The sequence below is a fragment of the Streptomyces sp. NPDC096040 genome (assembly GCF_040303265.1).
Lineage (GTDB): Bacteria > Actinomycetota > Actinomycetes > Streptomycetales > Streptomycetaceae > Streptomyces.
The window spans coordinates 12314-32643 of record NZ_JBEOTA010000054.1 but is presented as its reverse complement, the minus strand read 5'-3'; the positions used below and the strand labels follow the sequence as shown (position 1 = coordinate 32643).

Here is a 20330-nt window from a genome sequence, read left to right as displayed (position 1 = left end):
GAGCCTCAAGAACTCCCATCATTGCAGGTCACAAGGCACTTCCTCGTTTTCCTAGCCGCTATCCACAAGGCGCTGACCGGTGGATCAAGGCTTAGCCGCCTTCCCCATCTCCCACTGGAAGAAGATCCAGTCCCCAAATCCCCTGGAGCGGATCAACCGCGAGATCAAGCGCCGCACCGACGTCGTGCAGGTCCTCCCCAACCCGGCCGCCCTCGAACGGCTGGTCACCGCCGTGCTCAGCGAGATGCTTCCCAATCTGGATGTCAAGTGGCGTGAGTGGCTGGTGGCGTGACGGTGTAGCACCGTCGGTCACGGATCAGGGCCCACAGGACATTGACGCGCCGACGGGCGAGGGCGAGCACGGCCTGGACATGCCGCTTTCCCTCCGCGCGCTTTCGGTCGTAGAACCGACGGGAGTTGGGATCGCAGCGGATGCTGACCAACGCGGAGGTATAGAACACGCGTTGCAGCCGCCGGTGATAGCGCGTGGGCCGGTGGAGGTTGCCGCTGACCTGGCCGGAGTCTCTTGGTGCGGGAGCCACGCCGGCGAAGGCGGCAAGTCGGTCCGGAGCGGGGAATGCCTCCAGGTCTCCTCCGGTCGCGGCGAGGAACTCAGCGCCGAGGATGGGGCCGATGCCGGGCATAGAGGTGATCACGTCGGCGAGTTCGTGTTCGCGAAACCGGCCCTCGATGAGCTTCTCGGTCTCGGTGATCTTCTTGTGGAGGGCCATCACCTCCTCCGCAAGGGTGTGCACCATCTTCACGATGGCCTTCTCCCCGGTGACGGCGGTGTGCTGCCTCTCGGCTGCTTCAAGGGCTGCGGCCGCGAGGGTGTCGGGCCGATAGACGCTACGGTTGCGCAGCCAGGTCGTCAGACGTCGCTTGCCCGCCCTGCGAATCGCTGCGGGGGTCTGGTACCCCGTGAGCAGCATCAGCGAGCCGACGCTGCCGATGTCGAGGGCATGTTCCAGGGCGGGGAACATGCTGTTGAGCAGGGACTTGAGTCGGTTGATGGTCCGGGTGCGGTCCGCCACCAGATCTGCACGGTGCTCGGTGAGGAGCCGCAGTTCGATGGCCGTCTCGTCACCGGGCCGGATCGGTTGCAGGTCACGGCGCATCCGGGCCTGGTCCGCGATCACTTTCGCGTCCCGGGCGTCGGTCTTGCCCGCCCCGCGGTAGCTGTCGGTGGCCCGGTTGACCGCGATTCCGGGAATGTAGACGAGTTCCTGGCCATGGTTGAGCAGGAGCTCGATCAGCAGGGCGGGCTCGCCGCCCGTCATGTCCATCGCCCAGGTCACACTGCGGCCACCGGCAAGGTCCAGGACATCGCCGATCAGTTGCAGGAGTTCGGGCTCGTCGTTGGCCACCCGGCGCGACAACAGGGTGTCGCCCTCGGTATCCAGGACCAGGCAGTGGTGGTGGCTCTTGCCGCAGTCGGTCCCTGCCCATATCCGGCTCATCGCGCTCCATCAGGTCGTTCGAGTCTCTCGTACCACGGACGACCTCGCCGGCATTGCTCTACGCAGCGACCTTCTCGCACTTCCCAATCGGCGGCCGAGTCGTCGTGGGGATCCGGGCGGCCAAGCATCTCGAGCCACGACCGGCAGCACGACGACAGCCACACCCTGATCCCCTGGGTGCCGCAACCTTACGAATGGCTGGGGTCGACCCGTGAAGGAACGTAGAGCACGACGAATGGATCGCCCTCCCCCGCCGCTACCTGTCCGAAGGCAGCATGACGGCCATCTACGCCGCCGAACACGCCGACCACACCACCCAAGCACTCCCCAACACCCCCAACGCTACAGACGGTTGATCACCTACACCATCACAGGGCACGTGACCTTCTGTTGCTCAGGGCGGCCATTACCTGAGCTCGACGAGATACGAGGCACCGGTGCGAATTCCCATCCGTCGGTGCCGCCGGGCAGTGGCGGATGGGCACAGGGTCCGGACGCCACGCCGTGGGAAGCCACGCCCGACGAGGAGCGACCGGCCGCGTCACACTGGCAGCAGGTGTGCCGACGAGACGAGGTGGTCGCGGATGAAGTTCGGAGTATCGACATTTGTCACCGATGAGGGCATTGGCCCCAAGGCGTTGGGACCCGCCCTGGAGGAGCGTGGGTTCGACTCCCTGCTGCTGGCCGAGCACTCGCACATTCCGGTCAAGCGGGAGTCCCCGTACCCGGGGGGCGGTGAGCTGCCGCGGATCTACTACCGAACGCTCGACCCGTTCGTGGCGCTCGCCGCGGCCGCCTCGGTGACCCGTGACCTGCTCCTGGGCACCGGCATCGCTCTGGTGGTCCAGCGCGATCCGATCCACACCGCGAAAGAGGTCGCCTCCCTCGATCTGATCTCCGACGGCCGGGCCGTGTTCGGGGTCGGCGCGGGCTGGAACCGCGAGGAGATGCGCAACCACGGGACGGATCCGGCCGTCCGCGGGCGGCTCATGGACGAACGCATCCGCGCGATGATCGAGCTGTGGACCAAGGAGGAGGCCGAGTTCCATGGCGACTTCGTCGACTTCGATCCCGTCTACGCCTGGCCCAAGCCGGTCCAGAAGCCGCATCCGCCCATCTGGGTCGGGGGCGACAGCGAGCGCGCTTTCGAACGCGTCGCCGCGTACGGTGCGGCGTGGATGCCGAGCGATCTGCCGCTCGAGAAGCTGGGTGAACGCATCGCGCGTATGCGGCGGACGGCCGGTGACCGCCCGTCCGTCGTGGTGTACGCGGGCCGGCACGACCGGAAGGCACTCGACACCTACGCCGAACTCGGCGTCGAACGCGTCCTGTTGTACCTGCCGACCCTGCCGGAGGACGACACGCTGCGCACCCTGGACGAACTGGCCGAGGCCACGTCCGGCCACCGGTGACATCTCGCGGCTGCCGCTGAATCGGAGCTGACTGCGCCGGACATGGCCGAGGACGAGGCGCGCCGTCGGTTCACGACCGGGCGGGTGGCGCGCCTGGCGTCGGTGGACGCGGGTCTGCGCCCGCATCTGGTGCCGGTCGTCTTCGCGGCCAACGGCGAGGAGATCGTCACCGCCGTCGACTGGAAGCCGAAGAAGTCCCAGCGGCTGAAACGGTTGGACGAAATCGCGGCCCACCCGGCTGTCTGCCTGCTCGTCGACGTGTACGACGAGGACGGGGAGCGGGTGTGGTGGGTCCGCGCGGACGGTGACGCCCGCGTACTGCCGCCCGGCACCCAGGGCGAGTACCAGGCGGCCGTCGCCCTGTTGCGGGAGAAGTACGGCGCCGTACCGGCAGCGACCGCCGACCGGTCCGGCGCTCGTGATCGACATCCGCCGGTGGCACGGCTGGCGTGCCGCGTCGGGGGGGTGACCGTACCGGCAGGGGACAAGCCGCCAGGGCATCCTGAGGAAGTCAGGCTGCCTCTCTATACCAAGGAGTCCCCTGAAGGGACGCTGGTTACAGGGCTGGTGTAGGTGCCGCAGCGACAACTTGGTCCCGTCGGCGCTTGCGGACCCGGTTGCGTCGCAGCAGGGGCCGTTCGATGAGGGTGTACGAGGCGAGGGCCGCGACGAGCGTCGCCGCCAAGCCTGCAGGGAGCAGCCGATCCCCGTGCACACCGAGGTTGGAGAGCAGCCGGATGACGGGGTAGTGCCACAGGTACATCCCGTAGCTGAGGTTGCGTCCGACCCATGCCGGCGCGGCCAGCGACAGCAGGCGGGAGGGCCACGACTGTGGGCACAGTTCCAGTGCGGCCACGACACAGGCCGACAGAGCGGCGGCGACCAGGAATCCGACCGTGTACCAGACGGGATCCCACCCGCCGGCTTCGGTGATCGGGATCTGCCAGACGATCAGTCCCAGCAGCGCGAGCGCGGGCCAGCAGAGCCGTCTCGCCCATCGGCGCAGCAGTGCCAGGCGGGGGTCGTCGGCGCGAAGCCGGGCCAGGACGAGGGCCAGCAGAGCGCCGACCAGGAGCTGGTCGGCGCGGGTGTCGGGACCGTTGTAGATGCGGTGCGCCGCCGTGGGATCCCAGAGCACCGTCCGCCAGAGCACCGGCAGGACGCACAGCGCCACGGCCCAGCCCAGCACCGCCCGCGCCGTCGCGTGCCGCAGCAGCACCAGCAACAGAAGCGGCCAGGCCAGATAGAACTGCTCCTCCACCCCCAGGGACCAGGTGTGGCCGAGCGGCGCGGTGACGTCCGAGTACGTCCCGGGGTCCCCAGCCCGTACGAGATTGACCACCGAACCTGCGGCCAGCACCGCCGCCACCCACGCCCCGCGGAACAGCGGCAACGAGAACGCCACGGACAACAAGGCGGTGACCGCGCACATCACCAGCAAGGCCGGCATCAGCCGCAGCCAGCGCCGCCGGTAGAACGACCACAGTCCGATCCGACCGGTACGGGCGTACTCGGCAACCAGCAGCCGGGTGATGACGAAACCGCTGATCGTGAAGAACACGTCCACGCCCACCCAGCCGCCGGGCACCAGGTCAGGCTCCACGTGATACACGACCACCAGCACCACCGCGACCGTGCGCAACCCGTCCAGCCCCGCCACCCGCCCACCACCACGCAGCGCCGACGAAAACCCCCGCCCGCCGCCTCTGCCCCGTTGCGCCGATGAGAGGACGAGGGGTGAAGTCGCTCGGGCATCCGGGCTCTCCGTGGTCTCGTCCACCCTGCTCCGATAGAGGGTGCTCATGATGGCGGCGTCTGCCCAGGCGCAGCGAGATCACACACATTCTCATGTTCCCCACAGGTCAGCGCCGCTTTCCGACCGCGAAGCCACCCAAGAGCTCCGCATCCTGCTGGAGTCTGTCGGCGCCTGGTGCCAGCTTGCGGGAAGGCTGGTCGCTGAGCCGGACGTCGGACCGACAGCCCGCCACCGCCTGCACACAAACTTGCTAGAGCAACTGAGCCCCCAAGGATCGACACACACGGCGACTGACCACCCTTGAGAGAAATCTGGGAGAAGATCTTCTCCCAGAGCCCTTGTGAAACCTCGCCGTACCGACCGAGACCAACGGCCTGAACTGCATGTACATCAATCGCGGTCGTTAGCGATCTCGCCCGGACCTCATTCGGGACGACGAGGTCGCCGCATATCACCCGTAAGGCCCAAACCGCACTTAACGCGCACGCGCAAAGCCGCAGGTCAGGCACCTTCCCGGCCGGCTTCAGAATCGCCACGCACTCCACATGATGCGTCATCGAAAACATGTCACGTCAGACAGGTGCTGGAGAAAGACCAGGTCATGCATGGTTCTTGGGACCGTCCGGCCGCCTGTCCGGACCCTGGATCGTCAAACGAGTGTCAGAGCAGTCACCGCGCACAGCCGTCGCCTGTTGAATCACGCGGGCCATCGACCTCTGGGCAACCGTTCATCACCGGCATGATGCTGCCGGCAGCCGCTCGCTCGCTCGCCGCAACAGGATACGGACCTACGACACCCACCGGCGGAGGCTGCCCCGCTGAATCGAACGCCGCCAGGCGCCGGTGGTTTGCAGGGAAGGGAGACAGTCCAGAGCCTGGGCGCTGGAACTGCTCGGTTCGGCACGGTAGATGACGAACTGCTGGCCCGGTGCGTCGTGGACGGTCGAAGGACTGGTAGGGGCTGCCCGTCTTGCACCGCTCGCCGACGCACTGGCCAATGGCGCGGTCATTCTCGGGAAGCGCCGCTCATTCGGGAAAGGCGGGAGCCACACGCACGCCGGACGCGCGGCTCTGCGGACGGTCAGCAGACGTCGACGTAGCCGTGCACTCGGTCGAAGCGCAGGGCCGCCAGGTCGCCGCGGCGGATGACCCAGTGGATGATGCCGGCGTTCAGCTCCGTGATGTCGTCGCCGCACCTGCGTCCCCAGCTCCCGGTCGGTCGCGTCGCGCACCTGCAAGTGTGCAGCGTCGGGCCAGAACACGGGCGCTACCAGGCAATCGCCGTCCCCCGGGTGTGCGCTGATGGTGGTGGACATCGCTGTCGCCCCTCGGGCGCGCCGTGATGCCGGTGCGGCGTCTGCGCCCGACGATTGGAGTCGGGCCCATGACGGTCGGTTTCCACCCATGAGTAAGGGAGTTCTTCGATGATCGACGATCCGATCCTGGTGCTTGCGGCAACCGGCGGGCAGGGCGGGGCCGTGACCGAGGCGCTGCTGGACCGTCGGGCCCCGGTCCGGGCGCTGGTGCGTGACCCGGACCACGCATCCGCGCGGGAACTGGCCCGGCAGGGCGTCGAAGTGGTGGCCGGATCGCTGAGCGATCGTGGCTCGCTCGCCGCCGCGATGAACGGGGTGGCAGGTGTCTTCGCGTTCACCACACCCTTCGAGGCCGGCGTGGAGGCGGAGGTGGACCAGGGCCGGGCGATCCTGTCCGCAGCCGCGGAGAAGCGTGTCCCGCATCTCGTGTTCAGCTCCGTGGCCGGAGCGGACCAGGACAGCGGGGTACCGCATTTCGAGAGCAAGGCGCGCATCGAGGCAGAGCTGGTCTCCGGTGATGTGCCGTACACGATTCTGGGGCCGACGTATTTCTTCGACAACGCGCTGGGCGGAGCGGAGCGCCTCGCCTCCGGCATCCTTGATCTGCCGCTGCCGCCCGACCGGCCGTTGCAGCAGCTTGCCCGACCCGACCTGGGCGCGTTCGCGGCGGAAGTGCTGCTCGACCCGACCCGCTACGTCGGACGGCGGATCGAGCTGGCCGGCGATGCACCTACTCCTCTGCAGATGGCGGCCGTGCTCGGCGCGGCGCTGGGGCGAGAGGTCCAGTACGAACAAGTGCCTCTGGCGGCGATCGACAATCCGGACATGCATGCGATGTGGACGTTTCTGAACGGCCCCGGCTACAGCGTCGACATCGCCGGACTCCACGAGTCCCACCCGGAGATTGCCTGGACCACCTTCGCGGACTGGGCGCAGGGCACGGTGGCGGCCGCAGGACGTGACTGAGCGTCACCCAGCGCGCGGGTGGTATTCGGCACCGGGCTCCTTCCCACCGTGTGGCTCCACAAGGGCGCCCTGGTCCCGGCGGCCTCCGACGGCACCCTCTTCACCTCGACCCGGCCCACCCCGACCGGAAACCCACCCGTTCATGCCCCCCGTTCATGACCGCGATCGCGGGGCCGCCGACAGCGGTCGGCGGTCTCCTGCGAGCAGCCGGCGTAGGTCACAGGCCCTCGGTGGCTCCGGCGCACCTCCTCGGCGGGCGCCGTTCCTTCTGCCGAGCGAACCCTCGGCGCGTGCGCGCATACGGTGATCATGCGGGGGCAGACGATTCGCCAGAGGACGTACTGCTCCGCCGCAACGGTGGCGTCACCGAGGAGTGCGTGCTGCTCGGCGGATACCGCGGGCCCGGTGCATACGGCGGCCCGCCTCTCGAGAGAGGTTGTCATTGTGCTGCTGCCCGTGGAGAAGGAACTGCGGTCGGTGTTGGCCCGCTTCGCCGATGCCCGGTTCCGCCATGACCTCCACCCCACCGGTCAGTCCAGCCGGGAGCTGGAAGACACCTCTCGCACGCTCTGCGCCATGACCGGCACCCAGTCGGTGGAGCACGCCCTCGCCGCCGCCGACGTACTCCTGGACCAACTGCGAGCGGACCGTCACGCCGCCACCAGGGCCGGCCAAACCCTGGCTGCCTGAGCCGCGCCGCTTCAGAGGCTCGGCGGCTCGGCGGCCGGATCGGGTCCCTGCGATGCGATGCTCCGGCTCCGCGACATCGCCGCCCGTGCGTGGCCCGGACGGGCGACATCCGAGTGCGCCGCGACCCCGGCGTCGCGCCGGCCGTACCGGCAGCGCTCTGCGCCGGGGTCGCGGGCTACGCCCGTGACGTCACGCGATGTCGACCATCCCGGACGCCCAGTCGTCCAGAACCCTGGAGGGGTCCAGGACGACGGGAAGTTCGGTCAGGCCCCGGAACGCGGGGAAGGGCACGGTGAGCCACTTGGCCTCGTCCGCCGGCACGGCCAGGGAGAGTTTCGGGAAGCGACGGAAGAGCGAGGCCAGGGCGATCTGCATCTCCATCCTCGCCAGCGGTGCGCCGAGGCAGTAGTGCGGCCCCGTACCGAAGCCCAGGTGGTTGCTCTGTACGCCCGGCCGGGCGATGTCGAAGGTGTCGGGGCTCTCGAACGCGGCGGCGTCCCGGTTGGCCGAGGTGACCGCGATCTGTACCAGCGAACCCTTGGGAATGAGCGTCCCCGCGATGGTGATGTCCTCAAGGGCGTGGCGGAAGGTCGCGTTCTCGACCGATCCCTCGAAGCGGATGATCTCCTCGATCGCGTTCGGGAGCAGGTCGGGCGAGTCGATCACCTGCCTGAGCTGCTCGGGATGGGTGAGCAGGGTGTAGACGGCGTTGCCGATGAGGTAGGCGGTCGTCTTGTGGCCCGCGAACAGCAGCACCCACAGCGTCGACAACAACTCACCGTCCGTCAGCGACTCCTGTTCGTCCTGCGTCTGGATGAGGACGCTGAGCAAGTCGTCCTCGGGAGCCTTGCGCTTACGGGCGATCAGGACCTCGAAGTACTCCCGGAGAGTGTTCTCCGCCTCGGCCAGGCGATCCTTGTCCTTCTTGCTGAAGCCGGTCCGCGCGACGACACTGCACCACTGCTGGACCTCCTGCCGCTCCTCCTCGGGGACGCCGATGAGCTCGCAGATCACCTGCAGGGGCAGCGGGAAGGCGAAGGCCGACAGCAGATCGACGGGCTGCAGGGTGGAGCAGTTGTCGAGCAGCGTGTCGGTGAGCTCCTGGATCCGTGGGCGCAGCGCCTCGATACGGCGGGGCACGAAGGCACGGTTGACGAGCCGGCGCAGCCGCGTGTGCTTCGGCGGGTCGGCGAACAGCATGTTGTCGTCCAAGGCGATGGAGGAGTCGCCGAAGATGGACCGGTAGGCGTCGATGGCCGCGTACATGTCCTTGCTGATCCTCGGGTCGGCAAGGGCGGCCTTCGCGTCCTCGAACCGGGTGATCAGGTACGAGTGCACACCGTGGGGCGGGGTGATGCGGCAGACCGGCGCGTTCTCCCGCAGGTGCTGGTAGAGGGGGTGCGGGTTTGCCCGGTACTCCGGGCAACCACGGGATGCCGCGTCCACCGCCCGGGCTGTCTCGTCCGCGGTCTCATGCTCCTGCATCTGAGTCATCGACGGCCCTTCTTCTCTTCCCACGGTGGCAGAGGTCGGCTGCAACGCTGGAATGCATTGACGCCACTCGGAACGGGAAAACGCGATTCACCCTGACGCGGACCTATGTCGTCGGCACGGTATGGAAGCGGAAAAGCAGAGTGCGCCGTCCGGGGGAAGGCTCGATTGCCGACCCCGGGTGCCTGTGACAGGTTCGGACCAGGGCCGCCATGAATGCGAATCGCTGCCTGAACTACCGCTGGGTCACTGGAGGAGGACGGGCCGTGTACACACGCGACAAAGAAATGGTGCCGGTACTGATCGTGGGCGGTTCGCTTGTCGGACTGTCCGCGTCGGTGTTTCTGGGAAGACAGGGCGTCAGCCATATGGTCGCCGAGCGCCGGGCCGCCACTTCCGAACATCCCCGGGGACGGGGGAACAACATGCGGACGATGGAGTTGTTCCGCACCGCCGGGCTGGAACCGGACATCAGAAAGGCCGCGGCCGTCCTGTCCGGCAATCACGGCATCATGCAGACGGACAAGCTGTCGGGCGGTGAGAGCAGATGGCTCTCGGCCCGTCTCACCGGCGGAGCCCCCGAGACGAACGTGTGCTCCACCCGGCGGTGCGCATGCAGCCAGAACGACCTGGAGCCGGTCCTGCTGGCACACGCCCGAGCACTGTGCGGGGACGTGCGCTTCGGTACGGAGCTGATCTCCTTCACTGAGGACCGGGACGGCGTGGCGTGCGAACTGCGCGAGCGGGAGAGCGGCCGGACGTACTCGATGCGCACGGCCTACCTCCTGGCGGCCGACGGCCCGCGCAGCCCCGTGCGCGAGCGTCTGGGCATCGGGCAGAGCGGCGGGGGCGACCTGTTCCACAACGTCAGCGTCACCTTCCGCAGCAAGCTCCTCCGTCAGGTGGTGGGGGACCAGCGGTTCCTCGTGTGTTACCTGAACGGAACCGAGGGCGAAGGGGTCCTGCTGCCCGTCGACAACGAGGAGAAGTGGGTTTTCCACGTCCCGTGGTTCCCCGAGCGCGGCCAGACGCTCGAGTCCTTCACCGACACGCGCATCGCCGACCACATCAGGGCCGCCGCCGGCGTACGGGACCTGGACGTCGAGGTCACGGGACGCGCCCCCTGGCACGCGGCGGACCGGGTCGCCGACCGCTACCGGCAGGGACGCGTCTTCCTCATCGGTGACTCGGCCCACGAGATGCCCCCCACCGGCGCCTTCGGATCCAACACGGGCATCCAGGACGCGCACAACCTCGCCTGGAAGATCACGGCCGTACTGCGCGGCTGGGCGGGAGAGGGTCTGCTGGACACCTACGAGACGGAACGGCGCCCGGTCGCCCTGGCCACGAGTGCCCGGGCCATCGAGCAGGCCGCACGCGAGCAGCACCCCGGCTACACCGCCACGCAGGGCGCGGGCCAGAGCACGGACCTGATGACCGTGTCCCTCGGCTACCGCTATGTCTCCACGGCCGTGTCCGGCGCCGACACCGACGCGCCGACCATCCCGCAGTCGCTTCGCCTGCAGGCGGAGCCCGGCACCCGGGCCCCGCACATGGCCGTGGTGCACGACGGGGACACCAAGTCGACCATCGACCTGTACGAGCGGTGCTTCGTCCTTCTTTGCGGCCTTGCGGACGGGCCGTGGCCGTCGGCCGCCCACGCCGCGGCGGCCAGGCTCGGCGTCCCCCTGGTGTCCTACCGCGCCGGCGCCGGCCCGGACTTCGACCTCGACACCTCGCCCGCCCTGGCCGCCGGTGCCGAGGACTGGGCCGCCACGCACGGCGTCACCCCGCGGGGCGCGGTGCTCGTGCGCCCCGACGGAATGGTCGCCTGGCGCTCCGGCGACATCCCCGCGAACCCCGAGGACGAGCTGACGCACGTTCTGCAAGGCCTCCTCAGCCGCTGATTCCGCTCTCCGACGCCCTCGAACCGTCCACCACAGGGAGCCCTTCCATGTCTCAAGCCGCCGAGACCACCGACCTGCAGGCTCCGGGCGACATGGGCCTGCGCACCGCGCTGAGCGCCGACGACGCCCGGCACCAACGAATAGACGTCCACCACCACTACACCGCCCCCGAATGGGTGCGGTGGGCCGAGAAGAACGGGATCGCGGACCGTGACAGGCTGCCGCCGTGGACCCGGTGGGACGAGGCCGCCGCCCTGGACCTGATGGATCGGACCGGCACGCGCACCAGCATCCTCACCGTCGCCATGCTGGGACGCTTCCAGGACGCGGCGACACGCAAGGAGAGCACGCGTGTCGCCCTCGAGGCCGCGGGCGACCTGACCGTCCGGCACTCCGGCCGCTTCGCCTTCTTCACACCCGTCTTCCTCGACGACGCCGAGCTCTCCCGCTGGTCCGTCACCCATGGGATGGACCAGCTCGGCGCGGTGGGCGTCAGTGCGCGCACCAGCACGGGCAGCACGTATCTCGGCGACCCGGGGCTCGACCCGATCATGGCTGAGCTCGACGAACGCGCCGCTGTGATCAGCACGCACCCCATGCAGGTGAACGCCTCCGGCGGCCCCGAGGGTGTACCGCCGTTCGTGTGCGACTTCCTCATGGACACGACCCGCGCCGCACTGAGCCTGATCATGAACGGCACTCTGGACCGTTTCCCGCGGCTCACGTTCATCCTCCCGCACGGCGGCGGGTACCTCCCCTACATCGCGAGCCGGATCGAGGTCTTCGGGAGCCAGCTCGTCCCCGCCGTCGATCCCGGCCGCGTCCGCGACTACCTGCACCGCTTCTACTACGACACGGCCGCGCCCATGTCCCCGTCGGCCACCCCCACTCTTCTGGCCGCCGCGGGTTCCTCCCGCATCCTCTACGGAAGCGACTGGCCGCCGACCCCCGCCCGGGTGGTCGCCGATGTGACAACTCCCGCTCTGGACAGGGACCCCGCCCTCGGCGACCAGGAGCGCGGTCACATCAACCGCGGGAACGCCCTGCGTCTCCTGCCGGCCCTCGCGCCGACCTGAGCACGCCCCTTCGTGGCGTTGTGGTCTCGGCGCCGGCCAGCACGATGGCCGAGCCCTGCACGAACGGCAGCCAGGCCGTCCTGGCGCAGTACTTGTTGTGGAGCCTGGTTGCCGCTGATGGTGAGAGCGCCGGCACGGGGCCTGTTCTGGTCACCGATCACGATCAGGCCGGCGCAGTTCCCGGTCATGTGGTTCCGCTGGACTGCTCGGGCGGCCTTCTTCTCGGGAGGCATGGTCACCGTGCGGGGACCGACACCGCGGCACCAAGACCGTGTCACCGGCACGGGCCGCGCTCACCGCTTCTGGATCGACTCCCCCGGGTGCACCGTCAGGGTTCGCGGTGACGCGGCCGGGAGGGCACCGGCGCCCACACCGAGGAGAACGGCGACGAACGCGGCGTCACCGGCCGCGTACCGGCGGTGTCGGGACAGCAGCGGTGGCAGCCCGATCCGGCCGTACCTAGGCTCGCTGGTGGAAACGAGTCCGCGGGAAGGACACAGAATGCCTCAGGTAGACGAGGAAGAGATCCGCGTCAGCGCGATCGACACGGCGGATCAGCCCCGAACGCTCGGGCGTGTTCTGCGTTCCGCGGTCAAGGAAACCATGCTGCTGCCGGTGTTCCTGGTCCTCACCGCCATGATGGTGACGCTGTGGCTCATGGGTATGCCCTTCATGCAGGCCTTGACCATTTCGACCGCGGTGAAGATTTCGATGGTCCTGTTCGAAGCGCGTCGGCGGCCTTGCACGTCGAAGGACTGACGCCCGCGCCCCTCTCCGTTCCGTCATCCTGCGGCCAGGACGCTTCTTCGGGGTCGAGGCGCCTCGCCCCTGGGCGGCGCACTTCTCCGGCCCCCGCCCGGTCTCAGGCCCCGCGACCCACCTTCTCGCCGGCCCCGCTCTCCCCGAGGCCCCGCGGCCCCGCCGCCGGGAGGTCGTCGCGTCCGGGACGCGCCCGGCGCTCCCGCAGGTCGGCCACCGCCAGGACCAGGGCGACGATGATGATCGCCACGGCGGTGAGCAGCCCCAGCTGAAGGGCTGTCGTGGAGCGGCCGCGGTTGGCGACATGCGCGAAATAGACAGAGCCCACCACGGCGATACCGGCGGCCGAGCCGATGCGCTGGCCGGTCTGCAGCACTCCGCCCGCCGCACCGGCACGTCGTACCGGCACGAGCGTGAGCGTGAGGGTCGTGTTGGGTGAGACCGTGAGTCCGGAGCCGATTCCGCCGATGACCAGCGGCAGCGCCATGGCCCAGCCCACGCCGTCCCCGGGCACCAGCTGAACGGCGACGACGACACCGAGCAGCCCGAGAGTCACCCCGCTCAGGCCGAGGACGACCAGGCTGCGGCCGTAGCGCATCACCAGCCGGCCCCCGATGGCCGCGCCGACCGCCGAGGCGGCCGCGAACGGCAGGATCGTCACACCCGCGGCGAGCGCGCTGTATCCCGCGGTGTTCTGCAGGAACAGTGACAGGACGAAGAAGATGGTGGTCAGCCCGGCGAAGAACATGAGGCTGATGAGAGCGCCGAGGGTGAAGGAGCGCTGGGAGAAAAGCCCGAGGTCGACCAGTGGTGCCTTCCCCAGGCGTCCCTGGGTCCTCTCCCACACCCAGAAGGCCCCGAGCAGCAGTGCGGCCACCGGAATCAGCAGCCACTTGGCCCGGCCCTGCCACTGCTGCTCCTGCACCAGGGGCAGCAGCAGGGCGAGTACGCCCGCACCGAGCAGCAGTACGCCGAACGGGTCGAACTTCTCCCGTCTGTCGTTGGGCACCGGGAGACGGGGCAGCAGCCGGTTCCCCGCGACGAGGGCCGCCACCCCGATCGGCACGTTGACGAAGAACACCCAGCGCCACCCGTCGGCCGTGCCGAACGCGTGGATCAGGAGTCCGCCCGCCAGCGGGCCCACCGCGGTGGACACGGCGACGACGCTGCCGTGGAAGCCGAACGCGCGGGCACGCTCGGCACCCTGGAACATCTGCTGGATCAGCCCCGAAGTCTGCGGTGCGACCAGACCGGCGGCCGCACCTTGGATCAGCCGGCACACCACCAGCCAGGTGGGGCCGGTGGCGAGGCCGCACGCCACCGACGCGGCCGTGAACACGGCGAGGCCGAGCAACAGCGCCTGGCGGCGGCCCCGCAGGTCACCCAGTCGTCCCGCCGGTGCCAGCGCGAGCCCGAAGGCGAGGGCGTACCCGGACACCACCCAGGACTGGGTGGCTTCGGAGGCACCGAGCCCGCGCTCCATGGAGGGCAGCGCCACGTTCACGATCGAGACGTCGAGCAGCGAGATGAATCCCGCGGTCAGACAGACCCCGAGCGCTTTCCACCGCCGGTCGTCGCGAGCGGGCCGGGCCATTTCTGTGGTCATGTGATCACGCTATGCAGCCGCGGCCGGTCTCACCAGCCGGGGAAGGGGCGCCGGACGCGGGATCGTCGAGCTCGGCAGCCGGGAAAAGGGCGCCGGATGCGAGATCGTCGAGCCCGGCCTCCGCGCCCGGCACGGTTGCGCGGCGGCCTCGGGGGCGCCCCCGTGAGACCTCGACGGGCCGCCCTGGCCGCATCGACTGGCTGGGCAACCTCGCCTTCGCGGCCGGCGCCGGAATGCGGCTGGCCGGAATCACGTATGGCATCCAGCCCTGTAGCGACAGCGCCACCGGTGGGGGAAACCCATGGGTGCCGGCCGACCTGATCGGTGGCGTCGCTCCGCTGCTGGCCTTCTGCGTCGTCGAGACGCGCGTCGCCGAGCCCATCTTCGACCTGGCCCCGTTCCAGGTGCGCGACTTCGCCGCGGGCAACCTGACCGCGATCGCGCGGCGGGCTGCAGTCCATGCTCATCTCGACTCCGTCAGGAGCGGCGCGGGCCCGCCCATGTCTGCGCGCCGAGCGCTCCGGGGCTCCGCTCATCGGACCCATCTGCAACGGGAGGCAGGAACGCTCGGCTCAATTCGCAGGCGCGCGGAGGCCGGTGCGGATACCGCCGGGCATGACCGCGCCGGCGGTTGTCCCGTCGTCGGCCCATTGCCTGGCAGCCCCGAAGGCCAGAACCTCTGCGGCCGACCATGTGCGGGGTCAGATTACGAGGGCCGCCGCCGTGGCGGTGCCGAGGAAGACGTAGCCGCGCTTGTGGCGGCGGGTGGCCAAGGCCCGGCCCCGCGTCTTCTCCGGGATGGTGTGCCGGATACCCCGGAGCCGCACGGAGGAACGGCAGGGCCTGTTGCCGTATCCCTGTCTCCGAACTGCTCTTTCGCCCGCTCGCGAGCCTCAGTCTGGTGCGCGGACCGTTGATCGCCTCGCACTGACCCCCCGCTGCTCGACTCGCTCGGCGTCATACTGCTCACCTCCCGCAGTCCCGCGATCGTGCTGGTGTCCCTGGTCTTCGGCGTCCCGTCCGCCGCCACCACGGTCGGAAACCAGACGGCCCTCTGCCCCGCGGCCCCGCCCGGCCAGATCGGCACCGCCTCCGGGCTGTTCCGGGCCTTCGGATACCTCGGGGCCATCAGCTCCGCCGTGATCGGCGGCATCGTCGTCCGTGACGACGCGAGCGACCAGGGACTGCACACCCTCGGCCTCGTACTGGTCCTGGCGGCCCTCGCGGTCCTGCTGCTGACCCGTTCTCGACCACCGGTTCCGGTCAGCTCGGGCAGGGGGGTGGAGCAGGGTGGCCCGTAGGTCGTCATCGGTGACTTGGCCGGCGGGGCGGTCCATTGTCCAGCGTTGAGCCTCGCCGTCCATGGACAGCACCGCGACGACGGTCTTCAGCTGTGGGTAGCCGGGTGCGGTGCAGGTCAGTTGGCGGATTATGACGGCGGTGTCGTCGTCCAGGCCGAGCAGGGCGCGCACGGCATCCCTCAGTTCGCGGATGTGTGGGCTCAACCCGGCTATTTCTGGGCGCGGTTCCCAGTGCATGGAGACACTCCTTGGTGTGTTCGGCGGCGAAGCCGATGTCGCAGGCGTTGCGGCGGGTCGCGGATGGAGGGACCGCCCGTCTGCCTGTTGGAGCGGGAAGGGGTGCGCCTACGCTGCCGGCGGCCTCCCGCTGGTCGTTCAGTTGGGTGGTGTGCGGGTGCCGGCCCGGTTCCAGATGGGTGTCCTGATGGGCTGACGGGCAGCGTGGTGTTGTCTGGTCACGGTCATCTGCCAGATCGCGAGGAGAAGCAGCGTGCCGGTTTCGGCGAAGAGACTGAGAACGGCTTGTGGCGCGGGCTGCAGACCGTGCTCGGTGAATCCGAACACGCCCACGGTGCGCGAAGCGGTGAAGCCACCGAGGGCGCCGAGTGCGACGCCTGCCACGGCGGCTCTCAGCAGGAGGGGTGGCGTCCCCATCAGCAGCAGGGCGCCGAGGGCGAAGGAGGCGCTCGCCTGGAGCAGGAACAGGGGGCCGATGATGTGGACGAAGCGGTACTCGTCGACGTAGAGCCGGGCGTGGATGTATCCGCCGGCGGCAAGGGTGGCGGCGGTCGCCGACCGCAGGGTAAGGGCGAGGAGTCCTTGGCTGTTCATGCCAGCCTCTGATCCTTGATGGCCAGTTGGCGATCGCCCTGGCGGTAGCCGACGCTGCGGATGCCCAGTGCGTCTTTGAGCTGCCGTGCGGGGACGACCTGCGGGGTGGGGGCCGGGGCGCGGCCCGGTTTGGGCAGGGGGTAGGCGGTGGTGGTGGCGGAGTGGAAGGTGATATTGCCCTCCGTCTTGCTGAACAACTGATGGACGTGCCCGTTGAGACAGGTGACGGAGGAGAAGCGGCGCAGCAGTGCGATGACCTTCAACGCGTCGTCCGTACTCCAGCCCCACCGGGGGTACATGGCGAACAGCGGGATGTGGCTGAAGACCACGATGGGGGTGTCCGACGACAGTCCCGCGAGATCCTTGCGGACGAAATCGACCTGCTCGTTGCCAAGGTGGCCGAGCTTCTCCAGGCTCAGGGTGTTGACCAGGGCGATGAAGTGCACGCCGTGGGTGTCGAAGCTGTACCAGCCGTCGCCGAGCGTGCCCCTGCCGAAGGTCTGCCGGTAGGCGCGGCCTGCGTCGCCGATGGAGTCGTGTTCGCCGGGTACGGTGAGGACACGGTCTGTCTTCAAACTGGTCATCATCTGCTTGACCTGGTCGAACTGTCCGGCCGTGGACAGGTGGGTCAGATCGCCGCTGTGCATGACGAAGTCAGGTCTGAATCCGAGCGAGTTGACCTGGTTGATGGCTTCGGTGAAGGAGCCGGCCACGTCCGTGTTCGCCGGGCCCTGGAACCCGATGTGGCTGTCGGAGACCTGCACGAACCGCAGTGCGCCGCTTCCCGCTGCGGCGGCCTCGGTGGCCCCGGCGGCCCCGGCGGCGGCCCCGGCGTGGGTGTCCCGGGAGTCGGCGATGTGGCTGATCACCTCTCCACTGGCCACGGTCAGCACCACGGCTCCTCCGAACCACCCTGCATGTCGGAGTAGTTGGCGCCGGCTCATACCGTGCTCCGGGGCGGGGTCGGGCTGAGCGGCATCGCCGGCCGGTGCTGCGTCGTGACTGTCGTGGTATGCGGTCATCGGGTCACCTCCACGGTGGCGGTCATGAACGGGTGGATGGTGCAGAGGTAGGCGTAGGTGCCGGGCTTGGTGAACGTGTAGCGGTAGGTGGCGTGGGTGTTCAGGGCGGCCGAGTGCAGCGGGCCTCCCGATCCGGTGCTGGTGACGGTGTGGGCGTCGGTGTCCTGATTGGTCCAGGTCACCGTCGTGCCCGCTTTGACCTTCAGCGTGGCCGGGGAGAATGCGAAGTTCTTGATCGCCACGGCCTTCCCTGTCACCGGCGTCGTCGGCCCCGCCGTGCCCGGGGGGCTCATGGGCATGCTCATGCTGGGCGTGGGCGAGGCGCCGTGGGCGGAGCCCGCCGTGTTCCCCGGCCCTGTGGCGCCGGACATCCCGGCCAACTGGTGTTGCCCCGGACCGGGCGTGCCGGCACCGGCTCCGGTGGACGAGGAATGCGACGAATGGCCGCACGCGCCGAGGAGCCCCACCGCGCCGACGGTGGCGACGGCCAGCCCGGCCGCGGCGCGTGATCGCCGACATGGCGTGCGCAGGTTCAGGTACATGGTGTCCGTTCCTTACTGATCAGGCGGAGATGGGGGCTGCGCCGACTGAGCGCTCGCCACCGCAGCCATGTGCGGCGGAGGCCGTGCTCATGGCCGAGTGCATCTGAGGGACCGTGCGAACGCGGGCTGGTGCTGCCCCGCGCCGGCCGCTCGCCCCGACGTGCCCCGCGCTGCGCATCCGCGCTTGCGCTGCGAAGTGGGGGGCGGCATACGGCAGTTCCCCATCCAGCGGCCGCGAGAGACGCATCGCAGGTCGGCGGTGCCAGGCGGGTGATGCGCTCGCTGGGCGGGACGGAGTTCTGCTCCGGTGCTCACCCAGCCCTCGATCGCCGTACGCGTCGAGCGCTCCGCGGAGCGGCAGGGGCCGGGACCGCACGGAGGCGCCGACTTCGACGCACAGGGCCGGGGCGTGTGTGCCCGGCGCCAGGAGCACGCAGGCGTGCTGAATTTCGGTCATCTCTGACCCGTCCTTCGTCGAGCACGGAATTTCCGTGGAGGGGAACAGATGAGGAATTGCCGCGTAAGTCAGCTCTTGTCCGGCTCCACGGACGGCGGGGGTCCGACGGTTCGACGGATGAGCACTTTTTGTGAGACTTCTTGACGGCCGCGGCAGCTCGACGGGCCTCCTGGGCGTACTCCCCGCGCTTGGTCCCGGCTGCGCCGTGAGATCCGGGCAGAGCGTCGGCCTGCGGCACTCACAGCGCGCCACTCGCACTAAACTGTGCGTTACAGGACAAAGCAGCTCGTATGCGTAATGATCGGCGTATGCCCTGGAGTTCCCGAAAGCGTGGTCCCCGGACCGATCCGGATCGGTCCGTGCACCGTGTCTCTGGTAGAGGGACCCTTTCGACCGCGGACGAGGAACTGCTGCGCACTCTGTATGCGGAGCACGCACGGCCCCTGTTCCACTACGTGCTGCGACTGACCTCAGGAGACTGGCAATGGGCGGAGGATGTGGTGCAGGAGACGCTGCTGCGAGCGTGGCAGCACCCTTCCGCCTTCGAGCCCGCACGCGGCCCGGCCCGGGCATGGCTGTGTACGGTCGCCCGACACCTGGTCATCGATGCCCACCGGGCCCGGCAGGCCAGGCCGGCCGAGGCCGGCGGCGAGGCGCTGGAGCTAGCCGCCGAGCAGGCGCAGGGCGAGGACGGGATCGAGCAGGCGCTGCAGAGCTGGGCGGTTGCCGACGCCATCCGCACGTTGCCCCCGGACCACCGAGCGGTCCTGCTGGAGACCTACTACCGGGGCCGGACCATGGCAGAGGCGGCACGGGTGTTGGGCATTCCGCTTGGCACCGTGAAGTCGCGGACGTACTACGCCCTGCACGCCCTACGGCTGGCGCTGGAGGAACGGGGAATCGAGCCATGACCATGGTGTGCAGGAGGTGGCGACCATGAGTACGGAGCACGACCCGCTCCGGCTGGCCCTGGGAGGATACGTCCTGGGCACGCTGCTCCCGGCGGAGATGGAACAGGTGCGCGTCCACCTCGCGGAGTGTGCCGAGTGCCGGGCCGAACACACCAAGCTGGCGGGACTGCCCGCGCTGCTGGCGACGGTGACCACAGCCGAGGCCGCAGGCGAGACGGTGCCGACAGCCGATGGGGAACTGGCCGACCGGCTGGTGGCACGGGCAGCCGAAAGCGCGCAGGACTCCTTGTCCGCACGACCCGCCGTGCCTGTGATGCAGCAGACGCCGCAGACGGGTGGTCTGGACAGGCTGCTCCAGCAGGCCGCGGCCCGGCGCCGCAAAACCTGGCGTCTGCAGCTGGCCGGCGCCGTCGCCTCCCTGACGTTCATCGCAGCAGCAGTCGGCGGCACATGGCTGGCGGCTGTCGGCACGGTGGGCAGTCAGGCGACGCCGACCGCGCCGACCGCGCCGACACCCTTGCGCACCTTCTCCGGAAGCGATCCCGCCACCGGCGTCACCGCCTCGGTCAAGGTCTCGCCCTCTGCCTGGGGCAGTGTTCTGCAGGTCTCCGCCAAGGGGGCGCCCGCCGGAATCACCTGTCGGCTACAGGCGGTCGGACCAGGCGGGACCAGGGCGGACGGCGCTACCTGGCGGGCAGGCACATACCCGGCTGGCAGCATGATCCAGGGGACGGTTGCCATGTCTCCGGGAGCCATCGACCACTTCGAGATCCTCGCAGGCAACGGTCAGAAGCTCGTCACGATCCGGGCGTGAGGCGAGGGGAGCC

At 69.3% G+C, this 20330-nt stretch carries 19 protein-coding genes and 1 pseudogene; 12 read left to right on the top strand and 8 right to left on the bottom strand.

Going from position 1 to position 20330, the window contains the following annotated elements:
- Nucleotides 1-97: 97 nt before the first annotated feature.
- Nucleotides 98-244, top strand: a pseudogene (locus tag ABTY98_RS39875) (transposase); the annotation flags it as partial.
- Nucleotides 245-263: 19 nt separating this feature from the next.
- Here ABTY98_RS39875 and ABTY98_RS39870 read toward each other — a convergent pair.
- A complete protein-coding gene (locus ABTY98_RS39870) occupies nucleotides 264-1460 on the bottom strand; it encodes an IS110 family RNA-guided transposase (RefSeq protein ID WP_352226057.1) in 1197 nt (398 codons plus the stop codon).
- Between the two features lie 584 nt (nucleotides 1461-2044).
- Here ABTY98_RS39870 and ABTY98_RS39865 point away from each other — a divergent pair.
- Both ABTY98_RS39865 and ABTY98_RS39860 read left to right on the top strand, forming a co-directional pair.
- On the top strand, nucleotides 2045-2872 hold the full coding sequence (locus ABTY98_RS39865) for an LLM class F420-dependent oxidoreductase (protein ID WP_352226056.1): 828 nt from the start codon (nucleotides 2045-2047) through the stop codon (nucleotides 2870-2872).
- Nucleotides 2873-2914: 42 nt separating this feature from the next.
- On the top strand, nucleotides 2915-3445 hold the full coding sequence (locus tag ABTY98_RS39860) for a TIGR03668 family PPOX class F420-dependent oxidoreductase (RefSeq protein WP_352226055.1): 531 nt from the start codon (nucleotides 2915-2917) through the stop codon (nucleotides 3443-3445).
- On the opposite strand, the gene ABTY98_RS39855 is transcribed toward ABTY98_RS39860, so the two are convergent.
- The gene (locus tag ABTY98_RS39855; protein WP_352226054.1) at nucleotides 3429-4532 is read right to left on the bottom strand and encodes an acyltransferase family protein; all 1104 of its coding nucleotides are present in this window, start codon (nucleotides 4530-4532) and stop codon (nucleotides 3429-3431) included. The genes ABTY98_RS39860 and ABTY98_RS39855 overlap by 17 nt on opposite strands.
- Before the next feature lie 1520 nt (nucleotides 4533-6052).
- Between ABTY98_RS39855 and ABTY98_RS39850 the strand changes: the two genes are divergently transcribed.
- Both ABTY98_RS39850 and ABTY98_RS39845 read left to right on the top strand, forming a co-directional pair.
- Nucleotides 6053-6910: an NmrA/HSCARG family protein gene (locus ABTY98_RS39850; protein WP_352226053.1), complete on the top strand. Its 858-nt coding sequence runs from the start codon at nucleotides 6053-6055 to the stop codon at nucleotides 6908-6910.
- Nucleotides 6911-7354: 444 nt separating this feature from the next.
- Nucleotides 7355-7600 carry a DUF5133 domain-containing protein gene (locus tag ABTY98_RS39845; protein WP_352226052.1) on the top strand — a complete coding sequence of 82 codons (246 nt, stop codon included), beginning with the start codon at nucleotides 7355-7357 and terminating at the stop codon, nucleotides 7598-7600.
- Nucleotides 7601-7789: 189 nt separating this feature from the next.
- On the opposite strand, the gene ABTY98_RS39840 is transcribed toward ABTY98_RS39845, so the two are convergent.
- Nucleotides 7790-9094, bottom strand: a complete 1305-nt coding sequence (locus tag ABTY98_RS39840; protein WP_352226051.1) for a cytochrome P450 family protein — start codon at nucleotides 9092-9094, stop codon at nucleotides 7790-7792.
- A gap of 227 nt (nucleotides 9095-9321) precedes the next feature.
- On the opposite strand from ABTY98_RS39840, the gene ABTY98_RS39835 reads away from it, so the two are divergent.
- The 3 genes from ABTY98_RS39835 (at nucleotide 9322) to ABTY98_RS39825 (ending at nucleotide 12833) form a co-directional block, all read left to right on the top strand.
- Nucleotides 9322-10998, top strand: coding sequence for an FAD-dependent oxidoreductase (locus tag ABTY98_RS39835; RefSeq protein ID WP_502994473.1), 1677 nt, complete (start codon nucleotides 9322-9324; stop codon nucleotides 10996-10998).
- A 47-nt stretch (nucleotides 10999-11045) separates the two neighbouring features.
- Entirely contained in the window at nucleotides 11046-12074 is a 1029-nt protein-coding gene (locus ABTY98_RS39830) for an amidohydrolase family protein (protein ID WP_352226050.1), read from the top strand.
- Between the two features lie 501 nt (nucleotides 12075-12575).
- A complete protein-coding gene (locus ABTY98_RS39825) occupies nucleotides 12576-12833 on the top strand; it encodes a hypothetical protein (RefSeq protein WP_352226049.1) in 258 nt (85 codons plus the stop codon).
- 103 nt (nucleotides 12834-12936) lie between these two features.
- On the opposite strand, the gene ABTY98_RS39820 is transcribed toward ABTY98_RS39825, so the two are convergent.
- Entirely contained in the window at nucleotides 12937-14439 is a 1503-nt protein-coding gene (locus ABTY98_RS39820; protein ID WP_352226048.1) for an MFS transporter, read from the bottom strand.
- A 701-nt stretch (nucleotides 14440-15140) separates the two neighbouring features.
- A complete protein-coding gene (locus ABTY98_RS39810; RefSeq protein WP_352226060.1) occupies nucleotides 15141-15266 on the bottom strand; it encodes a hypothetical protein in 126 nt (41 codons plus the stop codon).
- A gap of 162 nt (nucleotides 15267-15428) precedes the next feature.
- Here ABTY98_RS39810 and ABTY98_RS39805 point away from each other — a divergent pair, with 162 nt between their 5' ends.
- A complete protein-coding gene (locus ABTY98_RS39805) occupies nucleotides 15429-15740 on the top strand; it encodes a hypothetical protein (protein WP_352226047.1) in 312 nt (103 codons plus the stop codon).
- Between the two features lie 375 nt (nucleotides 15741-16115).
- Here the strand turns inward: ABTY98_RS39805 and ABTY98_RS39800 are convergent, their stop codons facing one another.
- From ABTY98_RS39800 to ABTY98_RS39790, 3 genes are all read right to left on the bottom strand, one after another.
- Nucleotides 16116-16571 carry a hypothetical protein gene (locus ABTY98_RS39800; RefSeq protein ID WP_352226046.1) on the bottom strand — a complete coding sequence of 152 codons (456 nt, stop codon included), beginning with the start codon at nucleotides 16569-16571 and terminating at the stop codon, nucleotides 16116-16118.
- Entirely contained in the window at nucleotides 16568-17455 is an 888-nt protein-coding gene (locus ABTY98_RS39795) for a metallophosphoesterase family protein (RefSeq protein ID WP_352226045.1), read from the bottom strand. The genes ABTY98_RS39800 and ABTY98_RS39795 overlap by 4 nt, the downstream gene beginning before the upstream one ends.
- A 134-nt stretch (nucleotides 17456-17589) precedes the next feature.
- Nucleotides 17590-18135: a cupredoxin domain-containing protein gene (locus ABTY98_RS39790; protein ID WP_352226044.1), complete on the bottom strand. Its 546-nt coding sequence runs from the start codon at nucleotides 18133-18135 to the stop codon at nucleotides 17590-17592.
- Between the two features lie 307 nt (nucleotides 18136-18442).
- On the opposite strand from ABTY98_RS39790, the gene ABTY98_RS39785 reads away from it, so the two are divergent.
- The 3 genes from ABTY98_RS39785 to ABTY98_RS39775 all read left to right on the top strand — a co-directional run bounded on the left by ABTY98_RS39785 (nucleotide 18443) and on the right by ABTY98_RS39775 (nucleotide 20317).
- Entirely contained in the window at nucleotides 18443-18598 is a 156-nt protein-coding gene (locus tag ABTY98_RS39785) for a hypothetical protein (protein ID WP_352226043.1), read from the top strand.
- Between the two features lie 302 nt (nucleotides 18599-18900).
- Entirely contained in the window at nucleotides 18901-19503 is a 603-nt protein-coding gene (locus tag ABTY98_RS39780; RefSeq protein ID WP_502994470.1) for a sigma-70 family RNA polymerase sigma factor, read from the top strand.
- A gap of 25 nt (nucleotides 19504-19528) precedes the next feature.
- A complete protein-coding gene (locus ABTY98_RS39775) occupies nucleotides 19529-20317 on the top strand; it encodes a zf-HC2 domain-containing protein (protein ID WP_352226041.1) in 789 nt (262 codons plus the stop codon).
- The last annotated feature ends 13 nt before the right edge of the window (nucleotides 20318-20330 follow it).